We start from the raw sequence: 25,914 nt of genomic DNA, 5'->3' as shown, positions 1-25,914 counted from the left end.
CGCGGCGGCCGATACTGAAGCGGAAGGCGCCGCCGCCGCGGAGGTGGAAATCGATACTGGCGCCGGAGCAGGCGTCGGAGTCTCCGTCGTATCCGGAGAGGAAGCAGGAGCCGCAGTCTCAGTGGGTTCCGGTGACGGAGCAGGGGCCGGGGGAGGGGTATAAGGTTCTCCCGGGGCGCGCGCCATCCACGCGATGAGCGAAGCCCGCATGGCTTCTTCCACCGACATATCGATGGGCTGCACCCATTCGGCCGGCACAAAGACGGTGTATCCACCAATCATGTAACCCATGGGCAGGTACACGGCCACTCGTTCGCCTTGCATAAACCCCTCGGGTAGCCCTTCGGTATTGCGTCGCGTGATCAGGCCGACGAGTTCAAGCGGCTGGCCAGGAATACGCAGCACCACCACATGCTGCGTGTCCGATTTTGCATTGGGCGTAAAGTAATCGGCGAAGCTCTTGAGCGAGGAATAAATGCTTTTCACGACGGGAATATTCGTGAAAGGCATCTCCAGGAAGTAAAAGATACGTTGAACGCGCTCTTTAGAGACCAAGTATCCGATCAACAGAATACCGAGCACTCCCAGCGCCAGCCCCATGCCCGGAATATAAAACCCGCCAATGAACGGACCCAAGAACGCCAAGGCCGCGCGCTCCGTCCAGGCCAGGAAAATAAACAGCACATACAGCGTCAGGACAATCGGCAGGGCCGTGATCAGGCCGAGGAAAAAATACCGCGACAACCGTGCCATAAAGGGATACTTTTTGGGTTGCATACAGGGGTGAGGCCTCTAGTGACCCGCCACAGGCAGGGATAAGGTTTCCTTGATCTCTTCCATGACCACATAGCTGTGGGACTCGGCCGAGGCAGGCAGTCGCTTCAGAATATCGCCGAGCAGGCGGCGATATTCGTTCATCTCTGTCAGACGCGCCTTGACCAGATAATCGAACTCGCCCGACACCAGATGGCATTCCATCACCTCTGGTACATAAAGCAGCTCTTGTTTGACCTTGTCGAAAACATCGCCCGATTTGGCCGATAGCCTGATCTCGAGAAACACCAGCAGATTCAGGCCCAGCGCCGAGGGATTGACGCGCGCATGATAGCCGGTAATGACACCCTCGCGCTCTAACCGCTTGACGCGTTCCGAACACGGCGTGGCCGACAGGCTGATGCGCTCGGCAAGCTCCGTGATGGAAATACGGCCCTCGCGCTGCAGAATATCCAGGATTTTCAGGTCAATACGATCGAGCTCGCGCATTTCACTTTAGGTGGGCTTAATTCCCTACCTGCCTTAGCAAAAACACCAAAATGGTCGCTGGATTTTAGTGCTTTTCACTAGCGCTGCACGCCTAGACTATGCGTTTGTTTATATGACACCTGTTATATAGGGGAAAACATGCACGTCATCGTCTTGGGTAGTGGCGTCATTGGCACCACGACGGCGTATTACCTCGCCCAACAGGGCGCGACAGTCACCGTGATTGACCGTCAGCCGACCAGCGCCGGCGAAACCAGTTACGGCAATGCGGGCCAAGTGTCACCGGGCTACTCTACACCCTGGGCTGCGCCGGGCATTCCGTTCAAGGCACTGAAGTGGATGTTTCAGAAAGAGCACGCGCCCCTGGCGATCCGGCCCGATGGCACGCTATATCAATGGCGTTGGCTCGCTGCCATGCTGGCCAATTGCTCCGCCAGCCGCTACGCCGTTAACAAGGCGCGCATGTTGCGCCTGGCCGAATACAGCCGCGATTGCCTGAAGGCCCTGCGCGAGGACACCGGCATCGTGTACGAGGCGCGCACGCGCGGGACGCTGCAGCTTTTTCGCACGCGCGACCAATATGAAGCGGCCCAGCGCGATATCGAGGTGTTGGAGTCCTGCGGCGTTCCCTACGAGTTGCTCGACAGCGCAAGCCTGCACAGCGCCGAACCGGCCCTGGCCAATGTGGCGCATAAACTGACCGGTGGCTTGCGCCTGCCTAATGACGAAACCGGCGACTGCCGCCTGTTTACCGAACGACTTGCGCAACTGGCCGCCTCTCAGGGTGTGCGGTTCCGCTATGGGCAGGTTGTCTCTGGCCTCAACTTTGCGCACGGGCAGATCACTGGCGTGCGGGTCGGCGAGGAGGTGTTGACCGCTGACCGGTATGTGGCGGCCTTTGGCAGCTATACGCGCGACTTCCTTGCGCCACTGGGGCTGGATCTGCCCGTGTATCCGGTCAAGGGTTATTCGTTGACCATCCCGTTGACCAACGAGCAGGCCGGCCCGGTGTCCACCGTATTGGACGAAACCTACAAGGTCGCCGTCACACGATTCGATGATCGTATCCGCGTCGGCGGCATGGCCGAGCTGGCAGGGTTTGACTTGCGGCTGAATCCCGAGCGGCGCCGCACGCTGGAATTCGTGGTCAACGATCTGTATCCCGGCTCGGGTGATGTGGCGAGCGCCGAATTTTGGACCGGACTGCGGCCGATGACGCCGGACGGTACACCGATTATCGGCGCGACGCGTTATTCGAACCTTTATCTCAATACGGGGCATGGCACGCTTGGCTGGACCATGTCTTGCGGATCAGCCAAGCTGCTGGCCGATCTGATTACCGGGCAGGCTCCGGCGATACGGGCCGACGATCTGGCCATATCGCGATATGCCAAGACGCGTTCGCCCGCATCAGGCACCCGGCTAGGTGAAGGGCAGCGTACCTCCGGCCAGCCCGCATCGAGTTAATAGACGTATCCTCGTTATCCCTGATGTTGTGCCACAATCCCGCCATGATGCAGGCACACTCAGGGATCTCGTGACACATATCATCCATACCGCCGACTGGCAGATCGGGCGGCAATACGGCCAGTTTGATGGGGACGATGCGGCCATGCTGGCCGAGGCGCGCTACGAGGTCGTCGGCCGGATCGCGACGCTGGCGGCCGAGCGACGCGCGGATGCCGTGCTGGTCGCGGGCGATGTGTTCGACACGCAGGCCGTGTCGGATCGAAGTATCCGGCGTGTGTTCGATGCCATGTCCGCGTATGCGGGGCCATGGGTCATGATCGCGGGTAATCATGACGCAGCGCTGATCGATAGCGTGTGGTCGCGTGCCCACCAGCTTGGGTGCATCGGGCATAACGTTCATATCCCGATGTGTCCGGGGGTGATCGACCTGCCACAACAGAATCTCGCGGTGTTGGCCGCGCCCCTTACGCAGCGTCATACCTATGACGACACCACGGCGGTCTTTGATGGCATGGAAACGCCGCCGGGTCGCGTTCGCGTTGGCTTGGCGCATGGCAGCGTGACAGGTCGTCTGCCAGACAGTATTGACTCCGCCAACCCCATCGCCGCCGATCGCGCCAGCCGCGCGCAGCTGCAGTATCTGGCCTTGGGCGATTGGCATGGCACGCTGCAAATCGATGCCCGTATCTGGTACGCCGGCACGCCGGAGCCAGATCGATTCCGGTCCAACGATAACGGCAATGTGCTGGATGTGCGGATACACGGTGTCGGCGCCGCACCCGAAGTACAGATTGTGCCCGTGGGGCGCTATCGGTGGTCGCTGTGGAGCGAGGCGTTGACTTTGGACTCGGATGCCGAAGTGCTTGCGCACCGATTGCAAGAGATCGGCGCTCAGGACGTCCTGCGTTTGGAATTGAGCGGCCATTTGCCGCTGCACGCCTGGGATGCGCTGCAAGAAGCCATCGAGCGCGCCGCCGCGCGCAGTCGTGCGGTGCTGCTCGACAGCGAACAGCTGTCGTTGATGCCCGGCGAGGCGGATTTATCGGCGTTGGGCGCGAGCGGCTATGTCGCCGAGGTGGCGGCTCAGCTGCAAGCCCTACAGGAAGATCCCGTGCAGGCGCACACCGCGCGGCATGCGTTAAGACTGCTGGTGCAGTTCCAGCGCGAGCATTCGGAGGCCGCATGAGGCTGCACCGAATCGCTATCGAGGAATTCCGCAAGTTTCGCGAGCCTGTCGTTCTGGACGATCTGGCCGAAGGCCTGAACGTCATTGCGGGTCCCAATGAGGCGGGCAAAAGCACATTTGCCACCGCCATCCGCGCCGCCTTTCTTGAACGTTATAAGACCACCAAGGTTGCGGATCTGGCGCCGTGGGGGTCAAGCGGGGCGCGTCCTTCCGTGGAAATTGCATTCGCCCATGATGGGCGTGAGTATGTGCTGCGCAAGACGTTCCTGAGCCGGGCGCGCTGCGAATTGCTGATCGATGGTGGCGCCGAGCGTCACGAGGGAGAATCCGCCGAGAATGCGTTGGCGGGGCTGTTGGGATTTGAATTTTCCGCCAAAGGCAATAGTCGGCCCGAGCACGGCGGCATCCCCGGTTTACTCTGGATTTCGCAGGGCGAGGGGCAGAACTTGCTGGATCCCGTCGCTCACGCACAACTGCATGTCAGAGAAGCGCTCACCCGGTTGACCGGCGAGTTGAGCGCGGTCGATGGCGATTCACTTTTCGCGCGGGTCGAGGCCGAGAGGGGCGCGCTGCGCGATGGGCGCAGTGGTCGTCCCAAGGGCGCGTACAAGGACGCGGAAGACGCGTTGGCGCGGGCCGAGCAATTGGTGCTCACGCTCACGGCGGACAAGCAGGCGCTCGATGCCGATGTCGATCGTCTGGCCGCGCTGCGGCGCGATTATGACAAGGCCGAGCAAGAACAGCCTTGGCTGGCGCTGGAGCGACGGGCGTCAGAGGCCCGCGCGCGATTGGCGGAAATCGGCCGGGAACGCGAGGCGTTGGCCACATTGCAGCGCGAGTTAGCCCAGGCCAACGATACGTTGACCTTGTTGCGCGAGCAGGTCGAGCGCGATCAACGGGATGAGGCTGCCTTGAAGGCACTGTGCGTCGAGGCCGAAGCGGCGGCGGCCGCTCTGGCTCCGACCGCAGAGCGTCTGGAACGGGCGTTGCGCGAGCAAGAAGTCGCGGCTGAACAACTAGCTCGGGCCCAGGCGCGCGTGGTCGCTGCCCAGCAGGTCGCGCAACGTCAAGAGTGCGCGACGCAGATCGCCTTTCTAGATAAGCAATCGAACACTGCCCGCGAGGCCATCGCGCAAGCCGAACGCTTGACGGAGCAGGTACAAGCGCTACAGGCGCAGGCCACGCAGGTTCATATCGACGACAAAGTCGTGCGTGCGCTGCGAGCCGTCGAACAGCGTCTTGCGCAACTGCATATCCAACGTAACGCGGGTGCAACCCGGGTCGTTCATCGACTGGCGCCGGGTCAAGCATTGCAGCTGGCGGGGCAGGAACGCACGGGCGAGGGCGAGGTGCTGATTAGCGAACCCGCCGACATACCCATCCCAGGCGTGGGGACGCTGCGCATCGAGCCCGGCGGTAGTGATTTGCCGGGGATTCTGGCCGCGATCGAGGGCACGGAGATCGAACGCAACGCCTTGTTGGCACAAGCGGGCGTGGAATCGCTGGCGCAGGCGGAGGTGCGCGCGGCGGCTTACGAACAAGTGCTACGCGATCTGGACATGGCCCGCCGCGCATTGCGCGTCCAGGCGCCGGATGGTGTGCAAAGCCTGCGTGATGACTTGGAGCAGACCCAAGATCGACTGGCTCAGCAGCGCGCACGGTTGGTCAGTTTGCCCGAGGATCAGGCGGATCTGGATTTGCCTGAAGCCCAGCGTAAGCTGCAAGCCGCTCAGGCCGAAGCCGAACACCTCACGCGCGCCGTCACGGCCGCGCGCACAGCGCGCGATACGCAGCAAGCACAGGCGCAGCTTTTGCAGTCGCAATACGAGGCCCGCCAGGCGGACTTCGACGCGCCCGCACGCGCCGAACAGCGCGGCCAGCGCGGCGCGCGGCTGGTCCAGGCGCTCGCGACGCGCGACACCTTGGCGCATCGGTGCGAGGCGGCGCAGGCAGCATTGCAGGCCTTGCAGCCGGACTTGATCGAACAGGACGCCCGCCGCTTCGAGCAGTCTGCCCGATTGTTGCGCGACGAGCAGCAGCGGCGCCATGGGGAACTGCTGCAACTGCAGGGAAAACTCGAACAGGCGCAAGCACACGGAGTAGGGGAGCGGCTCGCGCAAGCACAGGCCGAGGCGCAACGCCTGACGCGCCGGCGCGATGAGTTCGCTGCGCGGGCGCAAGCGTTGGACTTGCTCTGGCAATTATTGAGAGAGCGCCGCGACGATGCGACACGCCGTTTATTGGAGCCGTTGTCGCAACGTTTGCGCCATTACGTAGGTCTCTTGTTCCCGGGTGCGCAGTGGCGGCTGGACGACAGCCTGCGGCCAGACGCGCTGGTACGCGCAGCACACGCCGACGCTGCTCAACCATTGGACGCATTGAGCTTTGGCACGCGCGAACAGTTGGGCGTACTGGCCCGATTCGCGTATGCCGATCTGCTGCAGCAAGCCGGGCGTCCGACCTTATTGGTGTTGGACGACACCTTGGTCCACGCGGACTCTGAACGGCGCGATCTGATGAAGCGAGCCCTGTACGACGTTGCGTCTCGCCACCAAGTGCTGCTCTTTACCTGCCATCGCGAGGCATGGCAAGACATGGGAGTAGCGATACGAGATGTTCCGTTGGTACGGACGGCGTGACGTTCGGTTACCTCTAAACTGGTCCGAAATTCCGCCGAAATCTCCACTTTGGCGCTCAAATTCAGCAAAATTCGCTTATGTCGTCATGCGCAGATTACTAGAATCTGATATTTTTCCGGGTGGATGCGCGGTCGTGCGGCGAAGGCGGCCTCGACACGTCTCAAGGTGTCTTGCCATGCCCGTCCGATCCTGTATCTTCGTACTGTCTCTCCGGCTACAAATCTGGTGCGCGATTGCGAACCGGGCTGCCGGATCTCCCGGAACACCATGTCGCTGATTCTGATTCTCGCGCTACCTTTCGCAGGCAGCCTGTGTGCCGCGCTGTTGCCTGCTAACGCACGCAACGCCGAAGCCTGGCTCGCCGGTGCCACGGCGTTAGCCTCATTCCTCTTGGTCGCCAGCCTGTACCCTCAGGTCGCCGATGGCGGCGTGGTGCGTATGGATATGGCGTGGGCGCCGGCCTTGGGATTGCAGTTCGCGTTGCGCATGGACGGCTATGCTTGGCTGTTCGCGTTGATCGTTTCGGGCATGGGCGCGTTGGTGGTGCTGTACGCCCGGTATTACATGTCGCCGGAAGACCCCGTCCCGCGGTTTTTCTCGTTTTTCCAGGCCTTCATGGCCGCCATGCTGGGCGTGGTGCTGTCGGGCAATCTGATCCAGCTCGTGCTCTTCTGGGAAATGACGAGCCTCGCTTCCTTTATGTTGATTGCTTATTGGCATCACCGTCAGGATGCGCGACGCGGGGCGAGGATGGCGCTGACGATCACCGGCGCGGGCGGTCTCTGTTTGCTGGCCGGGGTGCTGATCCTCGGGCATATCGTCGGCAGCTACGACATGGACAAGGTCCTCGCGGCGGGCGATGTGGTCCGCGCCAATCCTTGGTATCCCGCGGTCCTGATATTGGTGGCATTGGGCGCGCTGACCAAGAGCGCGCAGTTCCCATTTCAATTCTGGTTGCCCAACGCGATGGCCGCGCCAACGCCGGTGTCGGCGTATTTGCACTCGGCCACGATGGTCAAGGCCGGGGTATTTTTGCTCGCGCGATTTTGGCCAGTGCTGGCTGGTACGGACGAATGGTTCTGGATTGTCGGTGGCCTTGGTCTGTGTTCGCTTGTGCTGGGGGCTTATGCGGCGATCTTCCAGCAGGACATGAAAGGCGTGCTGGCGTATTCGACGATCAGTCACCTGGGTCTGATCACGCTGCTGTTGGGGATGAATAGCTCGCTCGGTCTCGTGGCGGCCATCTTTCATATGGTCAACCACGCGACGTTCAAGGCCTCGCTGTTCATGGCTGCGGGCATTGTCGATCACGAGACCGGCACACGGGATCTGGGGCGTTTGAGCGGTTTGCGCCGCGCGATGCCGATCACCGCGACGCTGGCGGTGGTGGCGGCCGCGGCGATGGCGGGCGTGCCCCTGCTCAATGGCTTCTTGTCCAAGGAAATGTTCTTTGCCGAAACCACATTCGTGAGCGGCGATCCGATGATTCAATACGGCCTGCCCGCGATGGCGGTGGTGGCCAGCGCCTTTAGCGTGGCGTATTCCTTGCGCTTTATCTTGCAGGTATTTTTTGGACCTCCGGCCGAAGACTTGCCGCGTGCGCCGCATGAGCCGCCGCTCTTCATGCTGGTGCCTAGCGGGTTGTTGGTGCTGCTGTGCCTGTTGGTGGGTATCATCCCCGGGCTGACTGTGGGCCCGTTCCTGCATACAGCTGCTTTCAGTATTTTGGGCGCGGATATGCCCGAGTACAGCCTGTCAGTCTGGCACGGCGTGAATCTGCCGTTGGTGATGAGCGTGGTGGCGATGGTGGCGGGGATACTGCTGTATCTGGCGCTGCGCGCGCGTCAGCGCAGGCATCCCGGGCGTGTTCCGTTTATCTACCATTTTGACGGCCGGCGCACGTTTGAATTCCTGATCGATTATTCGTCGGTCGTCGCCAGCTGGGTCCTCGATCGCGTGTCCTCACCGCGGATGCAGGTGCAGATGGTGCTGATCGTGCTCGGCGCGCTGTTCGTAGCGTGGCTGCCGTTACATGGCGGGGAATGGAATGATGCGCCTTCGGCATTGACGCCGATTGACCCGGCGTTTGTGTTGCTGTGGATTGTCGGCGCGATCTGCGCGGTTGGCGCTGCGTATCAGGCGAAATTCCACCGTCTGGCGGCCTTGATCTTGTCCGGTGGCGCCGGCCTGGTGACGTGTCTGACGTTCGTATGGTTTTCGGCGCCGGACCTGGCGCTGACGCAGCTCGCCGTGGAGGTCGTCACGGTCGTGTTGCTGTTGCTCGGCCTGCGCTGGTTGCCGCGCCGTATCGAAGGTGGCGACAAGGATGGCAGTCTGCGCGCGCGCTCGCGGCGGGTGCGAGATCTGGCGATTGCCGCTGTCTCGGGCACCGCGCTGGCGGCGTTGGCATATGCGATCCTGACTAGACCCCCCGGTGAAACGGTCGCATCATTCTTCGTGGAAAAAGCGCTGCCCGAAGGCGGCGGCACCAACGTTGTTAACGTCATTTTGGTGGATTTCCGGGGCTTTGACACGATGGGTGAGATCACGGTCGTGGGTATCGTGGCGCTGACGGTGTATGCCTTGCTGCGTCGATTCCGTCCGCCAGCCGAGAGCATTGCCTTGCCGCGTCAGCAACGTGACCAGGACGAAGCCGTCGCCTCGCCCGATGTTCACGCGCTGTTGCCCGATAACGCCTTGGCCTTGCCCGCGGTGTTGGTGCGGTTCCTGTTGCCGATCGCCGGGCTGATTTCGATTTACTTGTTATTGCGGGGGCATAACTCTCCGGGCGGCGGCTTTGTCGGCGGGCTGGTGATGGCGACCGCCGTGATCTTGCAGTACATGGTCGGTGGCGTGTATTGGGTCGAGTCGCGCAGCCGCCTCAACCCGCAGCACTGGATCGCGCTCGGGCTATTGTGTGCGGGGCTGACGGCCTTGTCGGCTTGGTTTTTCGCGCGTCCGTTCCTCTCTGCGATCGCGTGGGACATTCATTTACCCGTCGTGGGCCATGTGCACTTATCCAGTGTGCTGTTCTTCGATCTCGGGGTCTATATGTTGGTGGTTGGCGGCACGGTGCTCATCTTGCTCGCGCTGGCTCACCAATCCTTGCGCGCGCAACGTAAAGCGGCCGCCGAAGCACAGGCAGCCGCCGAATCCGGGAGTCCTGCTTAATGGAAGTCATCTACGCCATCGCCATCGGCGTGTTGGCCGGATCGGGCGTGTGGCTGATCCTGCGCCCACGCACGTTCCAGGTCATCATGGGCCTGACCTTGATGTCTTATGCCGTGAACCTTTTCATCTTTGGCATGGGCCGTCTGACCGTGGGACGCCCGCCTGTCATTGATCCCTCGGTGACGCCTGACCCGGCCGCGATGGCAGACCCCGTGCCACAGGCACTGGTGTTGACCGCCATTGTGATTGGTTTTGCCACCACCGCTTTGTTTCTTGTCGTATTGCTGGCTTCTCGCGGGTTGACTGGCACCGACCACGTTGATGGCAGGGAGTCGGAATCTTGATCGATTGGTTGCAACATGCGCCCATGTATCCCATCGCCATCCCGCTTATCGCGGGGGCGGCGATGTTGTTATTGGCGGATAAGCGTCGATGGACGCGCGCGGGCATTGCTTTAGTTTCAAATATCGCGCAACTCGCGGCAGCCATTTTGCTGCTCGCGTTGGCCGACGGTGCCTGGGGGGTATGGCCCAACGGAGTGGGGGTCTATCTGGCGGGCGACTGGGCCGCGCCATTTGGCATCGTGCTGGCGGTCGACCGTCTGTCGGCCATTATGCTGACGCTGACGGCGGTGCTGGGGCTTGCCTCGTTGATTTACTCGTTAGCCCGCTGGGATCGACTCGGGGTGCATTTTCACTCACTGTTTCAGTTCCTGTTGATGGGTCTGAACGGCGCGTTTTTGACGGGTGATCTGTTTAACCTGTTTGTGTTTTTCGAGGTACTGCTGGCCGCGTCTTACGGGCTGATACTGCACGGTTCGGGTGTGGCGCGAGTCAGTGCGGGACTGCAGTACATCGCCGTTAACCTCGTGGCGTCGTTCCTGTTGCTGATCAGTATCGCGCTCATTTACGGTGTGACGGGGACGTTGAATCTTGCTGATCTGGCTGTCCGGGCAGGCACGCTGACGGGCAGTGGCCGGCTGTTGTTCGAGGCCGGAGCGGCAGTGCTGGGTCTGGCTTTCCTGGTCAAGGCCGGCGCATGGCCGTTGAACTTCTGGCTGGTGCGCGGGTATAGCGCTGCGAGTGCGCCGGTAGCAGCGGTGTTTTCCGTCATGACCAAGGTGGGCATCTATGCGCTGTTGCGCATCGGCTCCTTGCTGCTGCCTACCGGGGCACCGGCGGCCTTTAGTCTGGACTGGATGTTTGCTGCGGGGTTGGCAACATTGATTTTTGGCTCGATCGGGTTGGTGGCGACGCAGCGTTTGGATCAGCAGGTCAGCTATTGCGTCATCATCTCGGCGGGCACGCTGCTGACCGCGCTGGGCATGCCGGGTGTGCGGTTGACGGGGCCGGCGCTCTTTTATCTGATCAGCTCCGTGCTGACGACCGGAGCGTTCTTCATGCTGGTGGAGCTGGTCGAACGTACTCAGACTTTTGGGGCGAATGTGTTGGCGGTGACGCTGGACTTGTTCGATCTGGATGATCCCGAGACCCCGAATCGCTCGGACGACGTGGTCGGTGTGGCGATTCCCGCGGCGATGGCGTTCCTGGGGCTGGCGTTTGTGTCTTGTTCCTTGCTTGTGACCGGGCTGCCGCCATTGTCTGGCTTTGTCGCGAAATTCTCCTTGTTATCGGCCGCGGTGGCCGAGGCCAATAGCTCGCCGCAACCGGCGGATGCCTGGATACTGGTGGCGGCTGTGCTCGCTGCCGGACTGGCCGGGATCGTGGCATTGGGTCGCACCGGTATCCGGATTTTCTGGGGCAGCGACGAGCGCACGACGCCGCGCCTGCGCGTTTTGGAAGCTGGGCCCGTGGCGTTGTTGATCCTGCTGTGCGTGGCGCTGGTCGCGGCGGCTAACCCGGTGTCGGACTATCTGGATGACGCGGCACGCTCGCTGGACGAGCCTTCGCTCTATATCGACGCCGTCATGTCGGCCCAGCCGGCGCGCGCAGTAGGAGGCCACTGATGCGACGTTGGTACAAGGTTCTGCTGCCGACCGTATTGTTCGTCCTATGGCTATTGCTCAACGAGTCCATGTCGGCCGGGCAAGTCGTGGTGGGCCTGGTGTTGGCACTCTGGCTGGGCTATGCCTCCAGCCGCCTCCGGCCCTTGCGCAGCCGGCCTCATAAGCTGTGGCTCTTGTTTGGTCTGGCGCGCCGGGTGGTGGTCGACATCATTCGCTCGAATTTCGAGGTCGCTCGGCTGATACTGGCGCGTCGGCGTCCGTATACGCCGGGTTATGTGCACATTCCGCTTGATTTACACGACCCGCATGGCCGCGCCCTGTTGGGCTGCATTTTGACCTACACCCCCGGGACGGTGTGGGTGGACGTCTCGAACAACGTTTTAACGCTGCATGTGCTGGATTTGGAAAATGAAGAATTCTGGATCGAGCTGGTCAAGACGCGGTACGAGCGCACGCTGATGGAGGTTTTCCAATGAACCAGGTTTTGTATTGGGCGGCGAGCTTTGCGCTGCTGTGCTTTGTGTTGGGAATGGCTTGCGCGACGGTGCGCCTGGTACGCGGGCCGACGGCACAGGATCGTGTGCTTGCGCTGGATGCCTTTTATGTCAATGGCATGTTGACCATGCTGGCTTTCGGCATACGTTCGGGCACCTCGGTGTACTTTGACGTCGCGTTGTTGATTGCCTTGTTCGGCTTTGTCGGGTCCACGGCCATGTCGAAATTCCTGCTGCGCGGGGAGGTGATCGAGCCATGATGCCGGAAATCCCGTTGTGGGCCGCCGTCCCCGCCAGCTTGCTGCTGGTATTTGGCGCGGCAATTTCGCTGATCGGATCATTCGGGCTGCTGCGGTTCGAGGACTTTAAATCGCGCATTCATGCGCCGACCTTGGGTAATACGCTCGGGGCGGCTTGTGTGCTGGTGGCCTCGATACTGGTGTTTTCCGCTAGCCAGCATCGGTTTGTGATCCACGAGATTCTGATTACCTTGCTGCTTTTCACGTCCTCGCCCGTCACCGCGATGCTGCTGATGCGCGCCGCCATCTATCGTCGTCGCCGGGAACAGGGCGAATTCGATCGGAACTGAGGAATCGTATCGGGGTGCTACGTCACCCCGGGTTCATTAACCGCCAGATGGGTTTGTAACATTTGGGTCGCGCCTGGGGTCCAGCCTTTCGCATAAGGTAAAACCCTGACTGGGCATGCCACCGCCCAGCATAGCTGAAGGAGCGGAATATGAACCTACGACGTATGCAAAACCGGTATTGCACGCTGGCATTCGCCGCGTTGAGCGCCTGCGCAGGCTTGGGAGCTGTTTCTGCGGTCAGCGCTGCCCAAACCAAAACGCCGGCCGATATCCAGGCACAGTACGAGCGCGATGTCCAGCGCTGCAACAACGGCCAAACGCATCAAAGTCGCGACGTATGCCTGCAAGAGGCTGGCGCCGCGCGGGACGAAGCCCGTCGCCAACGTCTGGATGACGGCCAAGCGGGCAATTATGGCAATAACGCCATGGATCGCTGCAACAAGCTGCCTCAAGCGCAGCGCGAAGATTGCATGATTCAGATGCAGCAACCTTCCCAAGTTAGTGGTAGCGTCGAAGGCGGCGGCGTGTTGCGCGAGACCGTCATCCAGGTCCCGCCGGGGACGCCGGGCGCGACCACCACACCGGGAACGGTGCCGGGCGCTGCGACGCCCGCTGCACCAATGACGCCTCCGGTGGCGCCGGTGGCACCCGCCGTCACGCCCGGCACGCCGGTCTCTCCCGTGACGCCTGCGCCGTCGTCAACCATGCCGGCGCCCGCGGCCCCCGTGCCAGTGCGTTGATAAAGTCGGCAAGCGCCTAGCGCGAGCCGTTCACGGGCTGTGAACGGCTCGGCGCAGGGGGCTCACCCGGGGCCGGATTTGGGTCATCTGGGACCAGCCCCAGCGTTAACCGAAAGACGCCGCAGTCGGGATCAGGCAAAATGTCGCCTGTTCCCGACTTTTTGTCATTCCATGTCCGACGTCATCGCCCTCATATTCGATTTCGACGATACGCTGGCGCCTGACAGCACCTCCGGCTTTTTGACCAGCATCGGGGTGGACACGGCGGCCTTCTGGAAGGATAAGGTCGAGCCCCTGCTGGCACACGAAGACTGGGACCCGGTTCCCGCATATCTACACGAGATGATTCAGCTCTCTCGTGGCGGCGAACATGGCCTGATCACGCAGCAACGGTTGCAGCAATGGGGCGCAACCCTTCCGCTACACGACGGGGTGGCAACGTTGTTCCAACGCCTGCGTGCCGCGGTCAATGCCGAGCATCCTCAGGTGCGCCTGGAGTTCTATCTGATTTCCAGCGGCATTGGCGATGTCGTGCGTTCCACGCCAATCGCCCACGAATTCACCGAGATCTGGGCATCCGAGTTCGTGTATGGCGACGATGGCGGCATCGCGTTTCCCCGGCGCCTCGTGAGCTTCACCGACAAGACCCGTTATCTCTTCCATATTCAAAAAGGCATCATCGGGCGCGAGTTTCGCAATAAGCCTTTCGAAGTCAATCGCAAGGTGCCCGAGGACAAACTGCGCGTCCCGTTCGATCAGATGATCTTCGTGGGCGATGGCTATACCGATATTCCTTGTTTTTCCCTCATCCGGCGTGCCGGTGGCTATGCGTTTGGTGTGTGGGACCCAAAGCATCGTGACAAACGCAGCCGCGCGTGGGGGTTCATCGAAGAAGGCCGGGTGTCGAATTTGAATCAGGCACGCTATGGAGAAGATGCCGAACTCTATCAATGGCTGGAAGAGGCCGTGACCAGTCTCGCCGCGCGCGTGGCGTTGAAATCGCGGGTGTATCGTGGTTGACGAACTGTTGACCAGCGTGCCCCCCGACACCTATTTCATGTCCCTGGCGCTAGAGCAGGCCGAAGCCGCGTGGCGGCTGGGCGAAGTCCCCGTGGGCGCGGTGGTCGTCGATGCGCAAGGTCAGGTGTTGGGCGCCGGATGCAATCGCACCATCATCGACAGCGATCCCACCGCCCACGCAGAAATCGTCGCACTGCGCGCGGCCGCCAAACATCTGGAAAATTATCGTCTTCCTGGAATCACGCTGTACGTGACGCTCGAGCCTTGTGTCATGTGCATCGGTGCGATGCTGCATGCGCGTCTGGCCCGTGTGGTCTACGGCGCCAGTGATCCCAAGACAGGCGCCTGTGGCAGCGTGCTCAATGTCGGCGCGCTGGCGCAGTTAAATCACCACACGACAGTCACCGGTGGCGTTCTGGCGGAACCTTGCGGCGATGTGCTGCGCAGGTTTTTCCGTGAGCGTCGTCAAAAGGAAACCATTAAATGAAAAAATCCACCCAAGCCGCGCACGGTCACGCGGGCCATGATTGCGCCGAGGGGTGCGACCACGAGCATCACCATCACCATGCGCGGCCAGCGGCCGGGGGCATTTATTTGATCTCGCCTTCGTCAGCGGTACGCGACCCGGCCACTGTCGCGCTGGCATGCGAACGGTTGGAACAGGAAGGCTTCAAGACCAAGGTCGACCGTGCCGCGCTCGCCGTGAACCAGCGATTCGCGGGGACCGAAAAGCAACGCCTCGCGGGCATCGAACGCGCATTGAAGCAGAAATACCCCATCGTCATGGCGACGCGCGGCGGCTATGGCTTAAGCCGCCTCTTGCCGCTGATTGACTGGCGCGCGGTGGCCGATAGCGGCAAGCGCTTTGTCGGCCTGAGCGACTTCACGGCATTCAATCTGGCGCTGTTGGCGCAAACCGGCGCGGTCAGCTATTCCGGTCCCACCGCGGTCGCCGACTTCGGCGGCAAAAAAGTCGATGACCTCACCGCCGCATTGTTCTGCGAACTGATGCGCGGCGAACTGGAGATCCTGAGCTTTGAAACCTCGGATGCGGATCCGGTGGATGCGCGCGGTGTGCTGTGGGGCGGCAATCTGGCGACGATGATGTCGCTGCTGGGCACGCCCTATATGCCCAAGATTCGTGGTGGGATTCTGTTCCTGGAAGACGTGGCCGAACATCCTTACCGTGTGGAGCGTATGCTGGCCCAGCTGTGGCAGGCCGGGATTTTGCAAAAGCAGAAGGCCATCGTGTTCGGCCATTTCACCGAATACCGGCTCGCCCCGCATGACGCCGGCTACGACATGCCCGCCGTGATCAAATGGTTGCGCAGCGTGGTGAAAGTGCCGGTCATAACCGGATTGCCGTATGGGCATATCCGTAGCAAGGCGACGCTACCCATCGGCAAGAAGGTTGGCATCGCGACCGAGGCTGGCATGGTGCACCTCGTGATTGACGAGCACGAGCATTAATGAAGTGAGCCTGGGCCTGTCTTGCGGGAGAGGGTCTGGCGGCTTTGCCGTGACCATTTTGGTGCGCGAGGGCAAGGCCGGGCATCCGCAGCTGTTATTCGGCGGTCGGGGTCGCTACCCAAGCAGGCTTTCTTTTTTCCAAGAAGGCCGCGACACCTTCCTTGCCATCCGCGCTGGCTCGTAGTTGAGCGAGCCGCCGCGCGGTGTCGGCGAGCAGCGCGGCATCTATCGGCTGCCCGGCGACCTCGTGAATCAAGCGCTTGGATTCACGCAATGCATTGGGAGATCCCAGCAGCACATTTTCCAGGATGCCGTTGATATGCGTGTCGAGATCCTCCACCTCGCACACATCGTGGATCAGACCCATGCGCAATGCTTGGGCAGCGTCGAAGACTTCGGCAGTCAAGAACCATCTGCTCGCCTCACGCGGCCCGATCGCGCGCAATACATACGGCGAAATCATCGAGGGAATCAGGCCTAGTCGCGTTTCCGTCAGCGCGAATCGGGTGTCGCGGCTCGCGATAGCCACGTCGCACGCAGTCGCCAACCCCAGGCCACCCGCCATGCAGGCGCCATGCAGGCGCGCGATGGTGGGTTTGGGGCAGGTATAGATCGTATGGAGCAGGGTGGCCAGACGCATCGCATCGGTTTGGTTTTGCGCTTCGCTGGCTTGGGCGCTGGCGCGCATGGCGGTCAGGTCGGCCCCTGCGCAAAAGACCTTGCCACGCCCGGCCAGCACGATAGCGCGCACGTTGTCATCGGCCGCTAATGTTGTGAACGTTTCCATCAACTCATCGATCAAGCGCGCGTCGAGGGCATTGCGCACGTCGGGACGAGACAGCCAGACCACGGCAGTTTGCGATCCATAACCGACTTCCAGGGTTTGCAGCATGCGGGGCTTCCTTTAGGTCTACAGGGCAAGATCATGATGCGGCGCTACGCCCGACAAGCAGGAGCGTCCGAAATTGGCGTTCCCGCGCAGACGCGGCCGACGATCACGGTGTTCATATATAGCAGGAAAACACCCGTCCACGCGGCTCGCGCACACCGTCTCTGCCAGTCGCGCCCGGTCTTGGTACACTATCCGGTTTAGCCCCGCGCTTCTCGCGGGCGATCCCTGCCTATACATCGCCGTGATATCTACCGCCAATCTCACTATCCAGTTCGGTCCCAAACCTCTATTCGAAAACGTCAGCGTCAAGTTTGGAGAGGGCAACCGCTATGGTTTGATCGGGGCCAACGGCTCGGGCAAATCGACCTTCATGAAAATCATCGGCGGCGACCTCGAAGCCTCCGCCGGGAATGTATCGCTCGAGCCCGGCGTGCGCCTGGGTAAGTTGCGTCAGGACCAATTTGCGTTCGAGGACTACCGCGTGCTGGACGTGGTCATGATGGGCCACACCGAAATGTGGGCCGCGATGACCGAGCGCGACGCGATCTACGCGAACCCCGAAGCCACCGAAGACGACTACATGCGCGCCGCCGAACTCGAGGCGAAATTCGCCGAGTACGACGGTTATACCGCTGAAGCCCGTGCTGGCGAACTGCTGCTGGGCCTGGAATTCGCCGTGGATCAGCACCAGCTGCCCATGCGCGAAATCGCGCCGGGTTGGAAACTGCGCGTGCTGCTGGCGCAGGCCCTGTTCTCGAACCCCGATGTGCTGTTGCTGGACGAACCGACGAACAACCTCGACATCAACACCATCCGCTGGCTGGAGACCGTGCTCAACGGTTATCAGAGCACGATGATCATCATCAGCCACGATCGACACTTCTTGAACGAGGTGTGTACCCACATGGCTGACCTGGACTACGGCGAGATCCGTATTTATCCGGGCAACTATGATGATTACATGCTGGCCTCCACGCAGGCCCGCGAGCGTCTGGTGGCCAATAACGCCAAGGCCAAGGAACGCGTGGCCGAATTGCAGGACTTTGTGCGCCGTTTTGCCGCGAACAAATCCAAGTCGCGTCAGGCAACGTCGCGTCTGAAGCAGATCGATCGCATCAAGGCCGAGCAAGTCGTGGTCAAGCCTTCCTCGCGCCAGAACCCTTTTATCCGCTTCGAGCAGAACAAGGTCATGCACCGTCTGGCCATGACGGCGGAGAAGTTGTCCAAGTCCTACGATGCGCCGGTCATTCGCGATTTCTCGGCCATGATCGATGCGGGCGAGAAGATCGCCATCATCGGGGCGAACGGTGTGGGTAAGACGACGCTGTTGCGCATGTTGGCGGGCGACCTGGCGCCGGATTCCGGCAGCCTGAAATGGTCGGACAATGCCGATATGGGCTACATGGCCCAGGACGTCTCCGATCAGTTCCAGCAGACCGACGTGAATCTGTTCGACTGGATGAGCAACTATCGTCAGCCGGGCGACGACGATCAATCGATTCGTTCCGTGTTGGGTCGCCTGCTGTTCTCGGCGGACGATCTGCCCAAGGCGCCGAAGGTGCTGTCGGGCGGCGAGAAAAACCGCATGACCTTCGGTCGCTTGATGCTGGGTCGGCACAACGTACTGCTGCTGGACGAACCGACCAACCACTTGGACATGGAATCGATCGAGTCGCTGCAGTTTGCGCTTGAAAAATACCAGGGCACGCTGATTTTCGTGTCGCACGACCGCGAATTCGTTTCGGGTCTGGCCACGCGCGTGCTCGAGGTGCTGCCAGGCGGCGAGGTGGTTGACTATCGCGGTGGGTATGAGGACTATCTGGCTTCGCGCGGCATTGAGGGCTAATAGTAGATAGCGCACAACGACCACACAGCGCGGTCACCCTGCGGGGTGGCCCGCCAGGCGCGCAGACAGGCGACCGGGGCAACCCAGTCGCCTGTTTTATTTTCCAGCGCACGTTTTATATCTCTAAAAGTTATGTTGGAATTATTAAATAATAGTTGGTGATTATAAAGAGCGTTGGTAGATTGGATTCTGTCCTGAATCCCATGCCTGATTGCGCGCTCTATCATGAAGCTGACCTTTGAAAACGTCCACAAGACTTTCGGTGCCCTGAACGTGGTGGACGGGTTTTCGAGCGAATTCGACACAGGCGAGCTGGTCGCGCTGGTAGGCCCCTCGGGTTGCGGGAAATCGACACTATTGCACATGGCCGCTGGCCTGGAGTTTCCGACACAGGGTCGCGTCCTCGCCGATGGTCAGCCGGTGAAGGGGCCTCATCCCAGCCGCACGCTGGTTTTCCAGGAACATGCGCTGTACCCATGGTTGACCTTACGCGATAACGTATCGCTGGCCCTGGAATTTCAGAACGTTCCCAAGGCGCAGGCGCGCGAGAAAGCCGTAGCTTGGCTGGCGCGCGTGGGTCTCGCGGGATTCGAAAACTATTTTCCGCAGCAGGTATCGGGTGGCATGCGCCAACGCGCCGCGCTGGCGCGTGCCTTCATTGCGCAGCCCCAGACGATGTTGATGGATGAACCCTTCGGCGCGCTGGACGCGCTGACCCGGCTCAGCCTGCAAGATGTCTTGCTGCAGCTAATCAAGCAGGAACGGCCGACCGTGCTGCTGGTGACGCACGATGTGGACGAGGCATTGTTCCTCGCCGACCGGATCGTCGTCTTTAGCGCTCGCCCGGCACGGGTGCTACGCGAGTTCAACCTGACGCACAGGCGCAAGTCTCACGATCTGTCAGATCTGGCGGCCGAAAAACGCGAGATTCTGAGCTTGTTGGGCATCAATGTGGCAACCCACACGGACCAAGACACCACTGAAGTGACGGGCCAGCCCTGAAATCGGGCCGTTACACCTGAATCCGAAGACCGTCGGTCGCGGTTGCGAAAGCATTCTCACCCGCAGCGTCGCGCGCCCGACACCGAACGCTATCACTCATATAAAACGAATCTAGGAGCCTTTCATGAAACTGAAGCAATGGCTGTCTTTGCCGCTCGCAGCGGCGCTTATCGCCGCGGCGCCGGCCATGGCCGCGGAGAAATTCCGCGTCGGTTATCTGCGCGTGATGGACGACGCGCAGGCCATCGTCGCGCAGGAAGGCGATTACTACAAGAATGCCGGCCTGGACACCGAGCTGATCGAATTCAAGTCGGGCACCGACCTGATCAAGGCTATCGTTGGCGGTCAGGCCGACATCGGCGTGCTTGGCTTTACCAACGCGGTGGCCTGGGCATCCAAGGGCGCGGACCTGAAAGTCGTGGGCGGCGCGCAGCAGGGCTATCACTCGCTCGTCGTGCGCGATGACTCGGGTATCAACTCGATCGCCGATCTGAAAGGCAAGGTGCTGGCCTCGCAGCAAGAGGGCAGCACGGCCGATGTGGTGCTCAAGGGCGTCGTGCTCAAGGAAGGCAACCTGCAGCCGTCGGATGTCAACATCATGGGCGTGAGCCCGGCCGTGGCGGTGCAGTCGCTGGTGGGCAAGCGTGCGGACGCCGCTTTCCTGTTTGAGCCGTACGATCGCATCGCTCAGCTGGTCTCGCCGGTTAAACAGATCTACGAGGTGGGTCAGTCCTGGCCGTTCCCCTGCATGGTGGTGATCACCTCCGGCGAAGTGCTGGAAAAGCGCAAGAATGATGTCTGGGCCGCCCTGGACGCACAAAAAGAGGCCATCGATCTGCTCAAGAACGATCCCGAGAAGGCCTCCAAGCTCATCGCCTCCTACTTCATCGCGGAACCGACGCTCAAGACCTTAAAGCATGGCGAGATGCCGCGCGAGCAAGTCATTACCGACGCCATCAAGACGCAGGTCTTCACCGCCAAGCTGACCGACAAAGACGCGGCGCGCATGCAGGAAATCGCCGACATCTTGCAAGCGCAAGGCTCGCTCAAGACGCGCGATGGTAAGCCATACGATGTTTCCGGCATCATTGATTTGTCCTGGCAAGAGGCGCGTCAACTTTGAGTAACTCAACGCGTGTTACAGGGATGCGCAAGCACCTCGCCGGTGTGCTTGGCGTGGTGTTCATCCTGTTGTTGTGGCAGACGGCAGCCTGGGTATTGCCAGACTTTCTTATGCCGGGCGTGCCGGCAGTTTTAGAACGCTTGTATAGCGAGATTGGCGAGACCTCGTTTCACCAGGCGCTATTCGGTACGCTGAGCCGGCTGGGCGCAGGGTATGGCCTTGCATTGCTGGCCGGTGTGGGATTTGGCCTGGTCGCGGCGGTGTTGACCTTCTTCCGAGAAGTGTTGCGCAGCGCGATCGTGATTCTGCAGTCGATTCCGTCGATCGCCTGGGTGCCGTTGTTTCTGATCCTGATGGGCTTTGGTAGTACGCCCATCATCGTGGTCGTTGCGCTCTCGGCGTTTTTCCCGGCAGCGCTGAGCGTCATGAACGCGACGGAATCGGTGCAGCGGGTGCATGTGTCGGCGGCGCGGGTGATGGGCGCCACGCGTTGGGGCTTGATCAAACGCGTTTATCTGCCGGCCGTCATGCCCGAACTCATCACCGGCGCGCAGCTGGCCTTTGGCAACGCGTGGCGTGCTTTGATTTCGGCGGAGATGTTGATCGGGTTTGGCAAAGGCCTTGGTCGCTCGCTCGCCTATTCGGGCGAGATCGCGGATATGACCGGGGTCATGGCGAATATTCTGGTCATCGCTATCCTGGCTGCGCTGATCGATCAACTGATTCTAGAGAATCTCAAGCATCGGTTATTGCGTTATCAATACGTGTGAGTCCCAGGCGAGCGGCGCGTGGTGCGTTGCTTGCCGCTAACCTTGCGTTCATGATTGCTATGTTCCCCCAGTCCTGGCTCGCCGTTCTACGCATTGCGCTATGTGTTGCGCTGTCTGCCGGCATGTCGGTCAACGCTGCGCCCGCAGCGCAGGACAGCGGCGCGCCGACTGGCGTTTTTGCGCAAGCGCAAGCGCGTGGTGAGCTCATTGTGGGAATCCCGTATTTGCCTCCCGAGCCCGGTGCAGGAGCCAAGATTCGGTCGCCCGAACGCCTCGACGAGGCCATGGCACGGCGGCTTGGACAGCAGTTGAATCTGCCGGTGAAGTTGGTGCAGGTTGATCCGACAGGCCGCGCCGCGGCGCTCGCCAGCGGACGCGTTGATCTCGTGCTTGCCGATCGGTTGGCCGCACCGCCGGCAAATGCCTTGGTTCATGAGCAGGTGTTAACCGCAGCGGTTCCGGGGACGGTGGCAGTCGCTACCGGTTATCGCGCGCGTCCCAAGGCAGTGATCCGCAGCGACACCACGCTGCGCCATTGGCGCGATGTTCAAGGCAAGACTGTTTGCATGTCCACGGCGGCGTTTCAGGCGCAGGCGCTGGCTCGACAATGGGGAGCGGAGGTACGCACCTACCGCGTGCCCTCGGACGCACTGGTGGCGGTGCGCGAAGGCGATTGCGACGTCGGCGTGATCGACGACGTAACCTGGCAGCCTTTGATGGAATTCCCCGAATGGAAGAAATTTTCTTCCACCTTGGCACCCGAAGGCGCGCATAGCGAACGCGTGTGGCTCTTAGCGGAAAACTCGGCTACCCAGGCATGGCTGGACTCTGCCATGCAGCAATGGCGTCGGGCCAAAGTGGTGCCGGCCATGATCGATCAATGGGCGCGCGATGTCGCGTTCGACGTTTATCTGGATCAAGAAGTCCCCGACTGCCACGGCGGTTAAAACGCGCGTAGGGCACGACAATGCGGCCAAGTGAGTGCAGCCGATGATGCCAGCGCGAGGCGATACACAGACACCAATTACCGCGCTCGCCTACAATCACGGCCATGAGCGACACATTGAGCGCCCCGTGCGCCTACGAAGAAGAGATCAAGAAAAGCCGCTTTGCAGCCTATGCGGCCCCCGTGGCGACTATCGAGGAAGCCATGGCGTTTTTCGCCCGGCATAGTGATCCCACGGCGACTCACAATTGCTGGGCTTATCGTATCGGCCAGCTGTATCGCTTCAATGACGATGGCGAGCCCGGCGGGACTGCGGGCAGGCCAATACTACAGGCCATTGAGGGCCAGGATCTGGATCGCGTGGCGGTCCTGGTGGTGCGTTGGTTTGGTGGGGTCAAGCTCGGCGCGGGCGGCTTGGTCCGCGCCTATGGCGGCTGCGCCGCTCAGTGTCTGCGTCTGGGCCCACGTATGCCCATTATCGAGACGAGGCAGGTAATATGCCGATGCGCGTATAGCGAGTTGCCCCTCCTCAAGTCGCGTATTCAGCAAGCTGGAGCGTCCGTCGAAGCCGAGACATTCGACGGGGACGGAGCATGTTTGCAGTTACGTGTACCGTGCGCGGCGTTGAAATCCCTTGAGCGCACGGTGGCGGATATCACGCGCGGCCGCTCACCCTGGGACGTGAGTTAGGGTGTTTGGCAGGAGCTTCAGCGGCGCATCTACCCCTGCCATCCGGACATCATTCTTGCGCTTACACTGCAGTGTGCCATCGGTCAGTATCGATACGTCGCAACGATATTTCCGCCGGTTTCCTTGAACCCGCGCTGACCGATCATATGGAACGCCCCGAGGTCCACCGACAAGTTGCGTGTGAGTTGACCTTGGACGCCGAGCTTTAACTGAGCGATATTGCGGCCGCTGTTCATCTGAGTCGTTGCGTCTTCCATACGCACCCGGTAGCCTTTGGTGGTGTGCCAAAAGCTCGCCTCGACGTGAGGGGTCACGGCGATCGCATATCCAGTATGGACTCGTGCGGCGGCACGAACGGCGATCAGGGTTTGCCAGCGCGAGTCATTGTCGATCTCTACGGGGGTGCCGTCTGTGCCGTGCGTCCCCGGCGCGCGCACGTTTTGATAAATCAATTGCGCACGGGGCTGCAGCATAAAGCTCACGTTGTTGCGCTCTGCCAGCTTGATCCGCCAGCCTAGCTCGGTCGAGGCGGTGAATCCTTTCGAATGATAGCGATCCGAGATCGCGTCGCCACCGCGCACCCGATTGTCGAACCGGTTCCACAGGACCCAATTGTCCAGATACAGTCCGTGATGGGACGCAGGATTATTGACGTAGGCTGCATATGCACCCACACCGTGACCGTCTACACGTCCCCGACTGGTGTATGCGACATCGCTTGAGCGCGTCAGACCGTAATAATGACCGTACCCACCGAATAAACCCGCCTTGAACTGGCCGCCCGGCGTGTTGCGCGTCATCAGATCAAACCCCATTAACACCGACTTTTTGTCGCCTTGGGTCGCCAACTTGCCGGAATCGTCTCGAAGACGCCCACGTGAGCCCGCATACATCGCCCACGCGCCGTTCGATTGCCCGCCCAAGCTGCCCACACGTGCGGCTTCAGAGCGGCCGAGCAACGTCATTTGGAACATGGTGTTCGCGGCCCAGGCGTTGGAAACATACGTCCCGGCCTGCGGGTAGACGACAACGGGCCGCGAAGCGACCGGCGGCTCATTGGCCAGCAACGACGCGTGGGTTGGCTCGGCCTCGTATTGCGCGGTTTGTTCGGTTTCTTCGCTTGGGGGGACTGGTTCGCTTTGCTCGGCAAGGTCTTTGGACGTATCCGGGTCCTCTTCGTTTTCAGACGGCTTCAGGTTTTCTGTGACATGAGGGTACGCCTGCTGATTGGGTTGGCCAGCCTGATCCGATGTCGTGCCTGCACCAGCATCCGGATCCGGCTCTGAGCCAGCCTCGGAGCCGTCCTCGGGCAGACTGCCATCGTCTTCCGAAGGACTTATGTCGTCGTGCCCCGGCGGCATGGATGGCGGGGACGGCGGGGATGGATTCTGCGAAGCATTCGGCGATGGCGCGTCCGATGGGCCAGCGGGACAAGTGTCATTGCCCTGATCAAGGAACTGGGACAGATGCCTGGATTCCGCAAGCCTGATATGGGTACTGGGTGACATTGAAGGGTCGGGCGCATTATCTTGGGCCTGCGCTTGCGACTCCAACGGTTCGATGCTCTGCGGTGCCCCGTCCGATTCGGCGGCGGATGGCGTATCCTGCGGCGTCGTGTCCTTGATTCCCCCGGTCGCCGGTGAATTTACGGAGGGTGCCAACGGACTGTCCCATAAGCCCCGGGCTCTGGACCAGGCGTCCGAGGCGCCTTGGGCGATATAACCGCCCATGGACGTTTCGGTTGCCACCACATAAGCCGTGGTCAAGGCCGCGCCATAAACGAGCCATCGCTCTTGATTACCATGCGCTGCTGCCAACGCACCCAGGCTTCCCAGTATCCGGCCATTCAAGGCGCCGGCCGCGCCTCCCGCGCCGTTATCGACAGAGTCCATGGCGTGAGTTTGCTGATCGTTGACCATGCTGGGTTCGACATAGGGCGGGGCTTGTGCCGGGAGTGGAGAGTTATCGGCAACACCGGCATCGTCAGCGTCGTCATCCGGGCCGTCGGCGCCACGGTTGGGTCCGAATGGGCCCGCGCCCGTCAGCGCCGGCCCGGGTCCAGCGTCATCGGGTCCGGAGGCAGAGGTTGTGACTTCAATGGTGGGGCGTTGGGCAGCGACCGTCGCACGTATTGACGCTTCGGCGTCGGGCGGCGAGGCGTCGGGGTCGAGTATGTTATTAGACGCGAGTATCCGGTCTATTCGCTCCTGCAGTTCTGCTCGGCGCTTTGCTTGGTAGGCCAACTGCTCCTGTGTCAAGGTCGGAGGTTGCGGCGGGGGGCTTAAGAGTTGGCCCAGCTTGGCAAACATGTGGTGCTCTCGCGCCATCGCGTACTTCACGTGTGCGTCGATTCTCTGTTCGTCATTCGTAGTATTCGGCAAGGCGGCCGGGGAGTAAGGCATGGCAAGGTGGCGTGTGCTACGCTCCGCCTCACGAATCAGCGCGTCAAATGTCTTCGGCAGCTGCCCGTGCGTTTTAGTGGTATGGGTGCTTGACGGTGTAGAGACCTGGTGAGGCCGAGCCGCGGGGGGAGTTTGCGGAGACACGTGCGCCGCATCGGCTGTATCGGGTTCCGATGGTGAGGACCCAGATGTGGAAGGCGTAGCGATGAGGCTTTGCAGCGTAGAGAAAAGTCCG

The 25,914-nt window shown here is 61.3% G+C and carries 22 protein-coding genes and 1 pseudogene; 19 read left to right on the top strand and 4 right to left on the bottom strand.

What is annotated here, in order from left to right; translation table 11 throughout:
* Window positions 1-105: 105 nt before the first annotated feature.
* A pseudogene (locus GOQ28_RS13805) lies at window positions 106-753 on the bottom strand (DUF502 domain-containing protein); the annotation flags it as partial.
* 39 nt (window positions 754-792) lie between these two features.
* A complete protein-coding gene (locus tag GOQ28_RS13800; protein ID WP_160356863.1) occupies window positions 793-1,263 on the bottom strand; it encodes a winged helix-turn-helix transcriptional regulator in 471 nt (156 codons plus the stop codon).
* 138 nt (window positions 1,264-1,401) lie between these two features.
* On the opposite strand from GOQ28_RS13800, the gene GOQ28_RS13795 reads away from it, so the two are divergent.
* From GOQ28_RS13795 to GOQ28_RS13735, 13 genes are all read left to right on the top strand, one after another.
* The gene (locus GOQ28_RS13795; protein WP_160356862.1) at window positions 1,402-2,730 is read left to right on the top strand and encodes a D-amino acid dehydrogenase; all 1,329 of its coding nucleotides are present in this window, start codon (window positions 1,402-1,404) and stop codon (window positions 2,728-2,730) included.
* 70 nt (window positions 2,731-2,800) lie between these two features.
* Window positions 2,801-3,919 (top strand): metallophosphoesterase, encoded by a 1,119-nt coding sequence (locus tag GOQ28_RS13790; RefSeq protein WP_160356861.1) that lies wholly within the window; start codon window positions 2,801-2,803, stop codon window positions 3,917-3,919.
* Window positions 3,916-6,558 carry an AAA family ATPase gene (locus GOQ28_RS13785; protein ID WP_160356860.1) on the top strand — a complete coding sequence of 881 codons (2,643 nt, stop codon included), beginning with the start codon at window positions 3,916-3,918 and terminating at the stop codon, window positions 6,556-6,558. Before GOQ28_RS13790 ends, GOQ28_RS13785 begins: the two co-directional genes overlap by 4 nt.
* A 267-nt stretch (window positions 6,559-6,825) precedes the next feature.
* Window positions 6,826-9,729, top strand: a complete 2,904-nt coding sequence (locus GOQ28_RS13780; RefSeq protein ID WP_160356859.1) for a monovalent cation/H+ antiporter subunit A — start codon at window positions 6,826-6,828, stop codon at window positions 9,727-9,729.
* On the top strand, window positions 9,729-10,073 hold the full coding sequence (locus GOQ28_RS13775) for a Na+/H+ antiporter subunit C (RefSeq protein WP_160351532.1): 345 nt from the start codon (window positions 9,729-9,731) through the stop codon (window positions 10,071-10,073). The genes GOQ28_RS13780 and GOQ28_RS13775 overlap by 1 nt, the downstream gene beginning before the upstream one ends.
* Window positions 10,070-11,695, top strand: a complete 1,626-nt coding sequence (locus tag GOQ28_RS13770; RefSeq protein ID WP_160356858.1) for a monovalent cation/H+ antiporter subunit D — start codon at window positions 10,070-10,072, stop codon at window positions 11,693-11,695. Before GOQ28_RS13775 ends, GOQ28_RS13770 begins: the two co-directional genes overlap by 4 nt.
* Window positions 11,695-12,171 (top strand): Na+/H+ antiporter subunit E, encoded by a 477-nt coding sequence (locus GOQ28_RS13765; protein ID WP_160356857.1) that lies wholly within the window; start codon window positions 11,695-11,697, stop codon window positions 12,169-12,171. Before GOQ28_RS13770 ends, GOQ28_RS13765 begins: the two co-directional genes overlap by 1 nt.
* Window positions 12,168-12,449: a K+/H+ antiporter subunit F gene (locus GOQ28_RS13760; protein ID WP_160356856.1), complete on the top strand. Its 282-nt coding sequence runs from the start codon at window positions 12,168-12,170 to the stop codon at window positions 12,447-12,449. The genes GOQ28_RS13765 and GOQ28_RS13760 overlap by 4 nt, the downstream gene beginning before the upstream one ends.
* Window positions 12,446-12,778 carry a monovalent cation/H(+) antiporter subunit G gene (gene mnhG, locus GOQ28_RS13755; protein ID WP_160356855.1) on the top strand — a complete coding sequence of 111 codons (333 nt, stop codon included), beginning with the start codon at window positions 12,446-12,448 and terminating at the stop codon, window positions 12,776-12,778. Before GOQ28_RS13760 ends, mnhG begins: the two co-directional genes overlap by 4 nt.
* A 149-nt stretch (window positions 12,779-12,927) precedes the next feature.
* Window positions 12,928-13,518 carry a hypothetical protein gene (locus GOQ28_RS13750; RefSeq protein ID WP_202109513.1) on the top strand — a complete coding sequence of 197 codons (591 nt, stop codon included), beginning with the start codon at window positions 12,928-12,930 and terminating at the stop codon, window positions 13,516-13,518.
* 171 nt (window positions 13,519-13,689) lie between these two features.
* On the top strand, window positions 13,690-14,538 hold the full coding sequence (locus tag GOQ28_RS13745) for an HAD family hydrolase (protein WP_160351537.1): 849 nt from the start codon (window positions 13,690-13,692) through the stop codon (window positions 14,536-14,538).
* Window positions 14,539-14,575: 37 nt separating this feature from the next.
* Window positions 14,576-15,025, top strand: coding sequence for a tRNA adenosine(34) deaminase TadA (gene tadA / locus GOQ28_RS13740; protein ID WP_160351761.1), 450 nt, complete (start codon window positions 14,576-14,578; stop codon window positions 15,023-15,025).
* Window positions 15,022-16,008 carry an LD-carboxypeptidase gene (locus tag GOQ28_RS13735; RefSeq protein ID WP_160356854.1) on the top strand — a complete coding sequence of 329 codons (987 nt, stop codon included), beginning with the start codon at window positions 15,022-15,024 and terminating at the stop codon, window positions 16,006-16,008. The genes tadA and GOQ28_RS13735 overlap by 4 nt, the downstream gene beginning before the upstream one ends.
* A 94-nt stretch (window positions 16,009-16,102) precedes the next feature.
* Here GOQ28_RS13735 and GOQ28_RS13730 read toward each other — a convergent pair whose 3' ends face one another.
* Window positions 16,103-16,900: an enoyl-CoA hydratase/isomerase family protein gene (locus GOQ28_RS13730; RefSeq protein WP_160356853.1), complete on the bottom strand. Its 798-nt coding sequence runs from the start codon at window positions 16,898-16,900 to the stop codon at window positions 16,103-16,105.
* A gap of 241 nt (window positions 16,901-17,141) precedes the next feature.
* On the opposite strand from GOQ28_RS13730, the gene GOQ28_RS13725 reads away from it, so the two are divergent.
* From GOQ28_RS13725 to GOQ28_RS13700, 6 genes are all read left to right on the top strand, one after another.
* The gene (locus GOQ28_RS13725) at window positions 17,142-18,746 is read left to right on the top strand and encodes an ABC-F family ATPase (RefSeq protein WP_160351540.1); all 1,605 of its coding nucleotides are present in this window, start codon (window positions 17,142-17,144) and stop codon (window positions 18,744-18,746) included.
* Window positions 18,747-18,971: 225 nt separating this feature from the next.
* Window positions 18,972-19,748 (top strand): ABC transporter ATP-binding protein, encoded by a 777-nt coding sequence (locus GOQ28_RS13720; RefSeq protein WP_160356852.1) that lies wholly within the window; start codon window positions 18,972-18,974, stop codon window positions 19,746-19,748.
* 124 nt (window positions 19,749-19,872) lie between these two features.
* Window positions 19,873-20,871 (top strand): ABC transporter substrate-binding protein, encoded by a 999-nt coding sequence (locus GOQ28_RS13715; RefSeq protein WP_160356851.1) that lies wholly within the window; start codon window positions 19,873-19,875, stop codon window positions 20,869-20,871.
* Window positions 20,868-21,641, top strand: a complete 774-nt coding sequence (locus GOQ28_RS13710; protein WP_160351543.1) for an ABC transporter permease — start codon at window positions 20,868-20,870, stop codon at window positions 21,639-21,641. Before GOQ28_RS13715 ends, GOQ28_RS13710 begins: the two co-directional genes overlap by 4 nt.
* Window positions 21,642-21,691: 50 nt before the next feature.
* Window positions 21,692-22,588: a PhnD/SsuA/transferrin family substrate-binding protein gene (locus tag GOQ28_RS13705; protein ID WP_442862108.1), complete on the top strand. Its 897-nt coding sequence runs from the start codon at window positions 21,692-21,694 to the stop codon at window positions 22,586-22,588.
* Window positions 22,589-22,692: 104 nt separating this feature from the next.
* The gene (locus GOQ28_RS13700; protein WP_160356849.1) at window positions 22,693-23,277 is read left to right on the top strand and encodes an IMPACT family protein; all 585 of its coding nucleotides are present in this window, start codon (window positions 22,693-22,695) and stop codon (window positions 23,275-23,277) included.
* 83 nt (window positions 23,278-23,360) lie between these two features.
* Here the strand turns inward: GOQ28_RS13700 and GOQ28_RS13695 are convergent, their stop codons facing one another.
* A complete protein-coding gene (locus tag GOQ28_RS13695) occupies window positions 23,361-25,679 on the bottom strand; it encodes an autotransporter family protein (protein WP_160356848.1) in 2,319 nt (772 codons plus the stop codon).
* Window positions 25,680-25,914 lie beyond the last annotated feature (235 nt).

Origin of the sequence: Bordetella sp. 02P26C-1, assembly GCF_009763255.1 — a bacterium.
GTDB lineage: Bacteria > Pseudomonadota > Gammaproteobacteria > Burkholderiales > Burkholderiaceae_B > Bordetella_A.
The sequence above is the reverse complement of the archived record's forward strand: the minus strand, read 5'-3'. Positions and strand labels throughout refer to the sequence as shown.

Coding starts and splice junctions, on each gene's coding strand:
- GOQ28_RS13705 (WP_442862108.1), top strand. CDS start 21,692: ATGATTGCTATGTTCCCCCAGTCCTGGCTCGCCGTTCTACGCATTGCG.
- GOQ28_RS13765 (WP_160356857.1), top strand. CDS start 11,695: ATGCGACGTTGGTACAAGGTTCTGCTGCCGACCGTATTGTTCGTCCTA.
- GOQ28_RS13785 (WP_160356860.1), top strand. CDS start 3,916: ATGAGGCTGCACCGAATCGCTATCGAGGAATTCCGCAAGTTTCGCGAG.
- GOQ28_RS13720 (WP_160356852.1), top strand. CDS start 18,972: ATGAAGCTGACCTTTGAAAACGTCCACAAGACTTTCGGTGCCCTGAAC.
- mnhG (WP_160356855.1), top strand. CDS start 12,446: ATGATGCCGGAAATCCCGTTGTGGGCCGCCGTCCCCGCCAGCTTGCTG.
- GOQ28_RS13715 (WP_160356851.1), top strand. CDS start 19,873: ATGAAACTGAAGCAATGGCTGTCTTTGCCGCTCGCAGCGGCGCTTATC.
- GOQ28_RS13795 (WP_160356862.1), top strand. CDS start 1,402: ATGCACGTCATCGTCTTGGGTAGTGGCGTCATTGGCACCACGACGGCG.
- GOQ28_RS13735 (WP_160356854.1), top strand. CDS start 15,022: ATGAAAAAATCCACCCAAGCCGCGCACGGTCACGCGGGCCATGATTGC.
- GOQ28_RS13800 (WP_160356863.1), bottom strand. CDS start 1,263: ATGCGCGAGCTCGATCGTATTGACCTGAAAATCCTGGATATTCTGCAG.
- tadA (WP_160351761.1), top strand. CDS start 14,576: ATGTCCCTGGCGCTAGAGCAGGCCGAAGCCGCGTGGCGGCTGGGCGAA.
- GOQ28_RS13695 (WP_160356848.1), bottom strand. CDS start 25,679: ATGCCTTACTCCCCGGCCGCCTTGCCGAATACTACGAATGACGAACAG.
- GOQ28_RS13760 (WP_160356856.1), top strand. CDS start 12,168: ATGAACCAGGTTTTGTATTGGGCGGCGAGCTTTGCGCTGCTGTGCTTT.
- GOQ28_RS13775 (WP_160351532.1), top strand. CDS start 9,729: ATGGAAGTCATCTACGCCATCGCCATCGGCGTGTTGGCCGGATCGGGC.
- GOQ28_RS13745 (WP_160351537.1), top strand. CDS start 13,690: ATGTCCGACGTCATCGCCCTCATATTCGATTTCGACGATACGCTGGCG.
- GOQ28_RS13730 (WP_160356853.1), bottom strand. CDS start 16,900: ATGCTGCAAACCCTGGAAGTCGGTTATGGATCGCAAACTGCCGTGGTC.
- GOQ28_RS13780 (WP_160356859.1), top strand. CDS start 6,826: ATGTCGCTGATTCTGATTCTCGCGCTACCTTTCGCAGGCAGCCTGTGT.
- GOQ28_RS13700 (WP_160356849.1), top strand. CDS start 22,693: ATGAGCGACACATTGAGCGCCCCGTGCGCCTACGAAGAAGAGATCAAG.
- GOQ28_RS13750 (WP_202109513.1), top strand. CDS start 12,928: ATGAACCTACGACGTATGCAAAACCGGTATTGCACGCTGGCATTCGCC.